Here is an 8326-nt window from a genome sequence, read left to right on the forward strand (position 1 = left end):
CACGCGTTTGTGGTCGCCAGCGTCAGGGCACGCAGGGACCTATGGACTATCGGCTCTATAGGTCCCACTCCAGCAAACTCCCCCCTCCGTCGGCTGCGTCGACACCTCCCCCACAGGGGGAGGATCTATTTGAGCGTCTTCTCCAGCGCCTTCGCCGCCTCGCCTGGCGAGACCTTCCCCGTATCCCGGTCCACCGAATAGTTCGCCTTCTGCATGGCCTCGACCGTGATCGCCCCGTCCAGTCCCGCCAGCGCCTTGCGTAGTCGCGCGTCCTCCGCCCGGCCCGGGGCGATCAGCAGCACCGCGTCGTAGGGCGGCAGGGCGCCCTTGGGGTCGGCCAGCACCACCAGGTCGTCGGCGGCGATGCGGCCGTCGCTGGAGAAGGCCGAGATCACGTCGGCCTCGCCCGAGCCCAGGGCGCGGTACATGAAGGTCGGCTGGAACTGTCGCTTGCTCTTGAAGCGCAGGCCGTAGGCGGTCTCGACGCTGGCCCATTCGGGACGCGAGAAGAACTCCAGGTCGCCGCCCAGGGTCAGCTGCGGGGCCTTGGCGGCCAGGTCGGCCAGGGTCGTGATCCCCAGCGCCTGGGCCCGGTCGCGGCGCATGGCCAGGGCGTAGGCGTTCTCGAACCCAAGCGGGGCCAGCAGCACCACGCCGTCGCGGCGCTTCAGCTCGGTCCGCAGCCCAGCCAGCACGGCGGCGCGGCCGGGATTGTCCCTGCGGCCCAGGACGTTAGCCCACAGCGTGCCGGAATAGTCGACATAGGCGTCGATCTCGCCGGCGGCCAGGGCGCGGTAGGCCACGGCCGAACCGAGGTTGATCTTGCGGGTGACGCTGGCGCCCTGCCCTTCCAGCCGGTCGGCCATCAGCTCGGCCAGGATGTACTGCTCGGAGAAGTTCTTGGCCCCGACCACGTAGCGGGCGGGCCGCGGGGCCAGGTCGGCGGCCAGCGGCGCGACGGCGACCGCCAGGCCGATGGCCAGGCCCGCCAGGCCCGCGCCCCACAGCCGCCGGTCGCGCCGCTCGGTCCCGCGTTCGATCAGGCCCAGCAGCTGGTCGACGACCAGGGCCAGCGCGGCCGAGGCAACGCAACCGGTCAGGACCATGGCCCAGTTCTCGGTCTGCAGGCCGGAGAAGATGTAGTCGCCCAGCGAGGTCTGGCCGACGGGCGTGGACAGGGTGGCCGCCCCGATGGTCCACACCGCCGCGGTGCGCACCCCGGCCATGATCACCGGCCCGGCCAGGGGCAGCTCCACCCGCCATAGCCGCTGGCGGTCGGTCATGCCCACGCCGCGCGCCGCCTCGACCACCGCCGGGTCGACGCCCGTCAGGCCGGTCACCGTGTTGCGCAGGATCGGCAGCATCGAATAGAGCGTCAGGGCCAGCAGCGACGGCAGGAAGCCCAGGGCCGAGAAGCCGTGGCCGAATGCGCCCTTGGCCAGGTTCGAGAGCCCCAGCAGCAGCGGATAGAACAGGGCCAGCAGGGCCAGGCTGGGAATGGTCTGCACCAGCCCCGCCAGGGCCAGGGATGGCCAGCGCAAGCGCGGGCTGCGGGCGGCCAGCACGCCCAGCGGCAGGGCGACCGCCAGGCCGAGGGCGAGGGCCGCCGCCGACAGCGCCACGTGCCAGGCCAGCCGTTCGGGTAGCAATGACAGCAGGCCGCTATTCACCGGCGATCTCCCGCATCCGCGCGGCCTGGCGGCGGGGAGCCTGCATCAGAGCCTCGACCGCCGGGTCGGGATGGCCGGCCAGCAGGGCGCGAGGCGTGTCGTCTGCGACCACCCGTCCCGCCGCCATCACCACGATCCGGTCGGCCAGCAGCACGGCCTCGGCGATGTCGTGGGTGACCATCACCGTGGTCAGGGACAGCTGGTCGTGCAGGCGGCGCACGTCGTCGGCCAGGGCCGTGCGGGTCACCGAGTCCAGCGCCCCGAACGGCTCGTCCATCAGCAGGATCGAGGGCCGGGCCGCCAAGGCCCTGGCCACGCCCACCCGCTGGCGCTGACCGCCGGACAGGGCGGCAGGCCGGCGTTGGGCGACATCCCCGGGCAGGGCGACCAGGTCCAGCAGCTCGGCCGTCCGCGCGGCGATGGCGGCGGCGTCCCAGCCCAGCAGGGTCGGCACGATCCCGATGTTCTCGGCCACGCTCAAGTGCGGGAACAGGCCCACCTCCTGGAACACGTAGCCGATCCGCCGGCGCAGGGTCGGGCCGTCGAGGTCGGCGGCCGCCGCCCCGTCGATCCGCACCTGCCCGCCGTCGGGGACGACCAGGCCGTTGATGGTCTTGAGCAGGGTGGTCTTGCCCGCGCCCGAGCCGCCGACCAGGGCGACGAACTGGCCCCGCCCGATGGACAGGCTGGCGGGCTGCAGGACGCTCGCGCCGTCATAGGCCTTGCGAACCTGGTCCAGGACGATGGCGTCGGTCATGCGGCTCCCAGGCAAGGAACAAGGCCAGAAAGAACAAGGAACGTCCTGGACAGGCTGTCGCAGGGACGTCCTGTCACAGTCAGCCAGAACGCGCGGCGTGGGAAGCCTAATGCGACAGCTGATTCCCGGCACGGTTGGACGCGACGGGAGACGGCTCGCGGAGACCGACCATGACCCTGATCCTCGACCGGCCCTTCGAAGCTCGCGTCACCCCCGCCCAGAAGCGCGCTCGCGCCATCGACGCGCGCCTGCGCGAGGCCGTCGTGCTGATGGTCCTGCTCAACCTCGTCGTCTGGGGCGGCATGGTCGCCACCGCGCGCGGCCTGATCGACGTGCACCAGCTGGCGGACCAGGCCTGGGCGCTGGGGGCCAGTTGGGTCGCGGCGCTGCCGCAGGTGAGCGTCACGATCTCGCGCTGAGACCTCTCCTGTCGTCGGGCGTCGCTCCAACGCCTTGCCGGACATCGTTCGCGAAGAAATCATCGCGAGGTGTCGGAACGTGTCGGTCCGGCCCGTCCTTGGGCCAGGAACCGCCACGAGGAGCTGAAGCCGTGAGAGACCTGATCCTGAAGATGTCCGTGTCGCTCGACGGCTTCGTCAGCGACCTGGAAGGCCGAAACACATGGATGTTCGGCGCCGACGACGAGGCCAAGGCCTGGGCCGTCGACACCCTGTGGAACGCCGGCCTGCACATCATGGGCAGCCGCAGCTTCCAGGACATGGCCGCCTGGTGGCCGACCTCCACCGACGCGTTCGCGGCGCCGATGAACCAGATCCCCAAGGCCGTCTTCTCGCGACAAGGGGCGGCGATCCTGAAGAAGATCGAAACGTCGGCCTCGCTCGAAGAGACTCGCCGACAGAACGCAGGGACCGGCCAGGCCGCGGCGCCGCAGCCCGGCGCGGAAAGCTGGGCGGAGGCCTATGTGGCGAGCGGCGACCTGGCCGAGGAGATCGCGAAATTGAAGGCCCAGGACGGCAAGCCGATCATCGCCCACGGCGGAGTCGGCTTCGCCCGCAGCCTGGTCGCCCAGGGCCTGGTCGACGCGTTCGTCCTGGTCGTGGCCCCCATGGCGCTAGGCAAGGGCCTGCCGCTGTTCTCGGACCTCGCCGCGCCCATGCCCCTGAAGCTGGTGAACGCCAAGGCCTTTCCGGGCGGGGCGGTGGCGCAGACCTACCGGGCGGCCTGACCGACCCGGAGCGTTGCCCTAGATCGGCATCCGCATGATTTCCTGGTAGGCCGAGATCACCTGGTCGCGGACGGCCATCACCGTGTCGAGGCTGGCCTCGGCCGAGGAGATGGCGGTGACGACGTCGATCAGCTCGGCCTTGCCGGAGGCCTGCTGGGCCATCTTGGTTTCGGCCGCGCGGGTCTGGTGCAGGGTGTCGGTCATGGCCGACTTCAGCAGGGCGCCGAAGTCCATGGCTTTCTTGGCCTCGCCGGCCCCGCCCAGCGAGGGCGCGGCCATCGAGCCCTGGGCGGCGTAGGCCTTGGCGGCCGCAAGCGCGGTGATCATCGGCTAGCCCCTTACTTGCGCAGGATGTCGAGCGTGCGCGATTCCATGGCGCGCGAAGTCTCGATGACGTTCATGTTGGCTTCGTAGGCGCGCTGCGCCTCCTTCATGTCCAACGCCTCGACCAGGGTGTCGACGTTGGGCAGCTTGACGTAGCCCTTGGCGTCGGCGGCCGGGTTGCCGGGGTCGTACTCGGTGCGGAAGTCGCTGCGGTCGGGATCGACCGAGGCCATGGCCACGCCCTCGCCGCCGGCCACCTGGGCCGGCTTGAACACCGGCACCTGCCGGCGATAGGGGTCGCCGCCGGCCGTACGGGCCGTCGAATTGGCGTTGGCGATGTTCTCGGCGATCACCCGCATGCGGCCCTGCTGGGCCTTCAGGGCGCTGGCGGCGATCGCCATGGTCGCCATCGACTGGGAGCGGATCTCGGTCATCTAGTTCCCCTAGCCGCCCGGCCGACGGGTGGACGTCCGCAGCATGGCCATGGACTTCTGGTAGAAGCTGACCGCCGCGTCGTAATTCATCCGTGCGTCGGTCATCTTGAGCATCTGGTCCTCGAGCGTCACCGAATTGCCGTCGAGGGTGGTCTCGCTATCGGCCTGCTCGGGCGAGCGCCATGGGCTGACCGGCCTGGACGGCGCCATGTGGGCGGCGCTGGTGGCCATCATCTGCACGCCGTTAGTGGCCGTCGGCGACACCGGCCCGCCGCGATAGGGCTGGCCCGTCGCCTGCTGGTCCAGCGTCGCCTTGAAGCTGTAGGCCTTCAGGTCGCGCGGCTGGTAGTCGGGCGTATCGCCGTTGGCGACGTTCTGGGCGATGACCTTCTGCCGCTGGGACAGATAGCCCATGCGGCTCTTCAGCATCGCGAAAAGGGGAATGTCGTCGGGACCCATGCCGGTCATGGTGAAGAAACAGGGTTAATCGGCCATTAAGGACCCTGCGGCACACCAGGGGTGCGGCTCCGCGCCGCGGCCTGCGCTATCCTGCTCCCGACTCGCTTCCCGTCACTCCTTCCGACCAGGCGTCATGGACATCTTCCTACTGATCCGCGCCGTCGCCGCCCTGGCCATCACCCTGGGCCTGATCGGGCTGGCCGGGGTGGCCCTGCGCAAGTTCGGGCCCGACGCGATGTCGCGCATCACCGCCTTGCGCAAGGATCGCCGGATGCAGGTGGTCGAAACCCTGGTCCTGGACCCCACCCGCCGCCTGGTGCTGTTCACCCTGGACGGGGAGGAGCGCCTGCTGATGCTGGGCGAGGGCCAACTGCTGGACTGGGGCCCCAGGAAGTCCAGGAAGCCCCCTGCCCCGCCGAAATCGGCGTCCACCCTGTCCGGGGAGACCGTGGTCTGATGCGCGGCCTGCTCAAGCTGATCACCGGCGCCGACCCCAAGGACCTTCGCCAGGCCGCGATCATCTCGGTCCTGGCCGGGCTGGTCACCGTGCTCGGCCCCGCCGCGGCCATGGCCCAGTCGGCGATCAATGTCGACCTGGGCACCGGCGCGGGCCTGTCCGAGCGCGTGGTCCAGATGGTGGGCCTGCTGACCGTGCTCAGCCTGGCCCCGTCGATCGTGATCATGACCACCTCGTTCGTGCGGATCGTGGTGGTGCTGGGCCTGCTGCGCACCGCCATCGGCGTCCAACAGAGCCCGCCCAACCCGGTGATCATCAGCCTGGCGCTGTTCCTGACCGCCATCGTCATGGGCCCTACCTTCGAGCAGTCGTACGACGCCGGGGTCAAGCCGCTGCTGGACAAGCAGATGGAGATGCCCGAGGCGTTCGACGCCGCCGCCCAGCCGGTCAAGGTGTTCATGCTGCGCCAGGTCGACCAGGACGACCTGGCGCTGTTCATCCGCCTGTCGAAGATCGAAAAGCCCAAGACCGCCGTCGACACGCCGCTGAAGGTGGTGACGCCGGCCTTCATGATCTCGGAGCTGAAGCGCGCGTTCGAGATCGGCTTCCTGCTGTTCATCCCGTTCCTGGTCATCGACCTGGTGGTCGCCAGCGTGCTGATGAGCATGGGCATGATGATGCTGCCGCCGGCGACGGTCAGCCTGCCGTTCAAGCTGATCTTCTTCGTGCTGGTGGACGGCTGGCGACTGGTCGCCGGCAGTCTGGTCGAGAGTTTCCAGCGCGGGTCCGGCGGCGGCTAGCGCGCTTTTCAGCGAAAAGAAAAACGGCTCGCGCGAAGACGGCGCGTAGACCGAAGAACCTAGAGAAGAAGAACAGATGGGCGTTTTCGTACTGGGGTCGATCAATCTGGACGCCGTGGCGCGGGTCGACGACCTGCCGCGGCCGGGCGAGACCGTGGCCGGCATCTCGTTGGAGCTGTTCCCCGGCGGCAAGGGCGCCAACCAGGCGGTCGCGGCCGCCCGCTTCGGCGCCCCGACGCGGCTGATGGGGGCGGTCGGCAAGGAAGACAGCGGCCCCAGCCTGAAGGCCAAGCTGGCCGGCTATGGCGTGCAGGTCTCCGACGTCACCGAACTGCCGCTGATCCCGACCGGCCAGGCCCATGTCTGGGTGTCGTCCAGCGGCGAGAACATGATCGTCGTCACTAGCGGCGCCAACGCCACCCTCTCGCCGCAGCAGGTGGCGGCCACGGCGCTGGAGGGCCAGCGGGTGCTACTGTGCCAGTTAGAGACCCCCGCCCCGGCCATCGAGGCCCTGTTCCGGGCCGGCGTCGCCAAGGGCGCCCTGCGGATCCTCAACGCCGCCCCGGCCCTGCCCCAGGGCGCGGCGCTGTTCCCGCTGACCGACATCCTGATCCTCAACCAGACCGAACTGGCCACCTACGCCCGCCTGGACCACGAGCCCTCGCGCCTGGAAGAGGTGTCGCGCGTCTCCCGCAAGCTGATGAGCCGCCCGGACCAGACGGTGATCGTCACCCTCGGCGCGGCGGGCGTGGCCGCGGTGCGCCGCGACGAGGCCTTCCTGGTCGAGGGCCGCAAGGTCAAGGCGGTCGACACCACGGGGGCCGGCGACTGCTTCTGCGGCGTCCTGGCCGCCTGCCTGAGCACGGGCATGGACCTGCGCGAGGCCGTCGAGCACGCCAACGCCGCCGCCGCCCTCTCGGTCCAAAAACCTGGCGCCGCGCCGTCCATGCCTAGCCGGCGCGAAGTGGAGCAGTTCCTGGAGGGGTGAGGCGCTACTGCCGGCCCCGCCGCAGGTTCTTGCCCAGCACGGCCACGATGATCAGCACGAAGGCCGCCAGGCGGAACAGGTAGATGCCGCCGCGCTCCTCGTGCGGCGTGCCCAGCAGCACCGGCAGGGCGTTGCCGACGGCCAGCAGGCCGAACGCGGCCGCGAAGGCCAGAAACAGCCGGTCGCCCGTCCGCCGCCAGAACTTCAGGAAGAACAGGCCGGCGATCAGGAATCCCATGGCCAGGGCGCCGGCGATCAGGCCCTCGACCGGCGTGATCGGGACGCTCATTCGTCCACCTCCCAGATGAAACCATACAGCAGCGTGGCGACGGCCAGGCCGGCGCTGGCCTGGCGGTAGGGCAGCAGGTTCACCTGGGTGATGAAGACCACCAGGTCGGCCACCAGCAGCAGGTTGTTCAAGGCCAGGAAACCGAAGCTGACCGCGGTCCAGAGCAGCAGGCGCGAGCGGCTGGCCCGCCAGGCTCGCGCCAGCAGACCCGCGCAGGTCATGCTGGCCAGCATGCAGAGGATGTAGACCACCGTCGGCCCGCTCATCGGTCTTTCCCCTTGAACTTGAAGGCGTCAGCCAGGGACTGCAGGCGCTCGGTCGGGGCCGAGATCCAGCGGATCACCGTGACGGGCTTGGCGCGATAGGCGGCGTCCAGCTCGTCGCAGACCTTGACCAGGACGGCGGCGGCCGGCTGGTAGCGAAAGCCGCCGCGGTCATCGGCGACCACCAGGGCGGCCTCGACGAAGGCGGCCAGGTTGTCGCTCACCAGGCTGTGGCTGGCCCGCAGGTCGCTCACCAGCTCCTCGACGGTCCAGCACCGCTCGGGATCACGCTTGAGCCGCAGCAGCAATTCCAGCGCCCAGACGGAACGCACATGCTCGCGAATGAACTGAAAGACGTCGCGGTCGACGGTCACCCGGCCCCTGCCCCAACCTTGGAATCCCGAGGCGGACAATAGGCGGCGAGAGGAGGAGAACAAGCTGAGCCATGGTGTTCTTCGGTCCTCCCCCTGTGGGCAGGGGAATCGCATTTGATGCGGCTGGGGAGTTGCCAGAGATTTGCTGATCGATTCTGACAGTGTTTCCGTAATGAGGAGGCGCTGATTTGGACGGGTTGATCACGATTTTCAGGGAAGTTGCTGATCCGCGCGACGTCAATGCGCGGCATGATCTGGCCTCGATCCTGTTTGTGGCGCTGGCGGCGACGCTGTGCGGGGCCAAGACCTGCGTGGACATCGCCGA

General features: G+C 69.6%; 14 protein-coding genes. 6 read left to right on the forward strand and 8 right to left on the reverse strand.

Annotated elements, in window-relative coordinates; genetic code table 11:
- Positions 1-125 precede the first annotated feature (125 nt).
- Complete coding sequence (locus J2X41_RS19700; protein ID WP_310084686.1) at positions 126-1670, reverse strand: glycine betaine ABC transporter substrate-binding protein; 1545 nt, start codon at positions 1668-1670, stop codon at positions 126-128.
- Positions 1663-2427 (reverse strand): ABC transporter ATP-binding protein, encoded by a 765-nt coding sequence (locus J2X41_RS19705; protein ID WP_310084687.1) that lies wholly within the window; start codon positions 2425-2427, stop codon positions 1663-1665. The genes J2X41_RS19700 and J2X41_RS19705 overlap by 8 nt, the downstream gene beginning before the upstream one ends.
- A gap of 170 nt (positions 2428-2597) precedes the next feature.
- On the opposite strand from J2X41_RS19705, the gene J2X41_RS19710 reads away from it, so the two are divergent.
- Positions 2598-2846 (forward strand): hypothetical protein, encoded by a 249-nt coding sequence (locus tag J2X41_RS19710; RefSeq protein ID WP_310084689.1) that lies wholly within the window; start codon positions 2598-2600, stop codon positions 2844-2846.
- A 131-nt stretch (positions 2847-2977) separates the two neighbouring features.
- Complete coding sequence (locus J2X41_RS19715; RefSeq protein ID WP_310084692.1) at positions 2978-3613, forward strand: dihydrofolate reductase family protein; 636 nt, start codon at positions 2978-2980, stop codon at positions 3611-3613.
- Between the two features lie 18 nt (positions 3614-3631).
- On the opposite strand, the gene fliE is transcribed toward J2X41_RS19715, so the two are convergent.
- Genes fliE through flgB form a run of 3 tightly spaced genes read right to left on the reverse strand, consistent with a single transcriptional unit; the run spans position 3632 to position 4830 of the window.
- Positions 3632-3940, reverse strand: a complete 309-nt coding sequence (gene fliE, locus J2X41_RS19720; RefSeq protein WP_310084694.1) for a flagellar hook-basal body complex protein FliE — start codon at positions 3938-3940, stop codon at positions 3632-3634.
- 11 nt (positions 3941-3951) lie between these two features.
- Positions 3952-4371 carry a flagellar basal body rod protein FlgC gene (flgC, locus tag J2X41_RS19725; protein ID WP_028041629.1) on the reverse strand — a complete coding sequence of 140 codons (420 nt, stop codon included), beginning with the start codon at positions 4369-4371 and terminating at the stop codon, positions 3952-3954.
- 9 nt (positions 4372-4380) lie between these two features.
- Positions 4381-4830 carry a flagellar basal body rod protein FlgB gene (gene flgB, locus J2X41_RS19730; RefSeq protein ID WP_310084728.1) on the reverse strand — a complete coding sequence of 150 codons (450 nt, stop codon included), beginning with the start codon at positions 4828-4830 and terminating at the stop codon, positions 4381-4383.
- A gap of 133 nt (positions 4831-4963) precedes the next feature.
- On the opposite strand from flgB, the gene J2X41_RS19735 reads away from it, so the two are divergent.
- From J2X41_RS19735 to J2X41_RS19745, 3 genes are all read left to right on the forward strand, one after another.
- Positions 4964-5287, forward strand: a complete 324-nt coding sequence (locus J2X41_RS19735; RefSeq protein ID WP_310084731.1) for a hypothetical protein — start codon at positions 4964-4966, stop codon at positions 5285-5287.
- The gene (fliP, locus tag J2X41_RS19740; protein ID WP_404979961.1) at positions 5287-6087 is read left to right on the forward strand and encodes a flagellar type III secretion system pore protein FliP; all 801 of its coding nucleotides are present in this window, start codon (positions 5287-5289) and stop codon (positions 6085-6087) included. The genes J2X41_RS19735 and fliP overlap by 1 nt, the downstream gene beginning before the upstream one ends.
- Positions 6088-6163: 76 nt before the next feature.
- Positions 6164-7075, forward strand: a complete 912-nt coding sequence (locus J2X41_RS19745; protein WP_310084698.1) for a ribokinase — start codon at positions 6164-6166, stop codon at positions 7073-7075.
- A 4-nt stretch (positions 7076-7079) separates the two neighbouring features.
- On the opposite strand, the gene J2X41_RS19750 is transcribed toward J2X41_RS19745, so the two are convergent.
- The 3 genes from J2X41_RS19750 to J2X41_RS19760 are packed head-to-tail and all read right to left on the reverse strand — an operon-like array spanning position 7080 to position 8001.
- Positions 7080-7364 carry a DUF5985 family protein gene (locus J2X41_RS19750; RefSeq protein ID WP_310084702.1) on the reverse strand — a complete coding sequence of 95 codons (285 nt, stop codon included), beginning with the start codon at positions 7362-7364 and terminating at the stop codon, positions 7080-7082.
- The gene (locus J2X41_RS19755; RefSeq protein ID WP_310084705.1) at positions 7361-7630 is read right to left on the reverse strand and encodes a DUF5985 family protein; all 270 of its coding nucleotides are present in this window, start codon (positions 7628-7630) and stop codon (positions 7361-7363) included. Before J2X41_RS19755 ends, J2X41_RS19750 begins: the two co-directional genes overlap by 4 nt.
- Positions 7627-8001 (reverse strand): hypothetical protein, encoded by a 375-nt coding sequence (locus J2X41_RS19760; RefSeq protein ID WP_310084707.1) that lies wholly within the window; start codon positions 7999-8001, stop codon positions 7627-7629. The genes J2X41_RS19755 and J2X41_RS19760 overlap by 4 nt, the downstream gene beginning before the upstream one ends.
- 188 nt (positions 8002-8189) lie before the next feature.
- Here J2X41_RS19760 and J2X41_RS19765 point away from each other — a divergent pair.
- The coding region (locus J2X41_RS19765) for a transposase family protein (protein ID WP_310084736.1) at positions 8190-8326 on the forward strand (137 nt) is incomplete at its 3' end.

It is taken from the genome of Caulobacter sp. BE254 (genome assembly GCF_031457295.1).
Classification (GTDB): Bacteria; Pseudomonadota; Alphaproteobacteria; order Caulobacterales; family Caulobacteraceae; genus Caulobacter.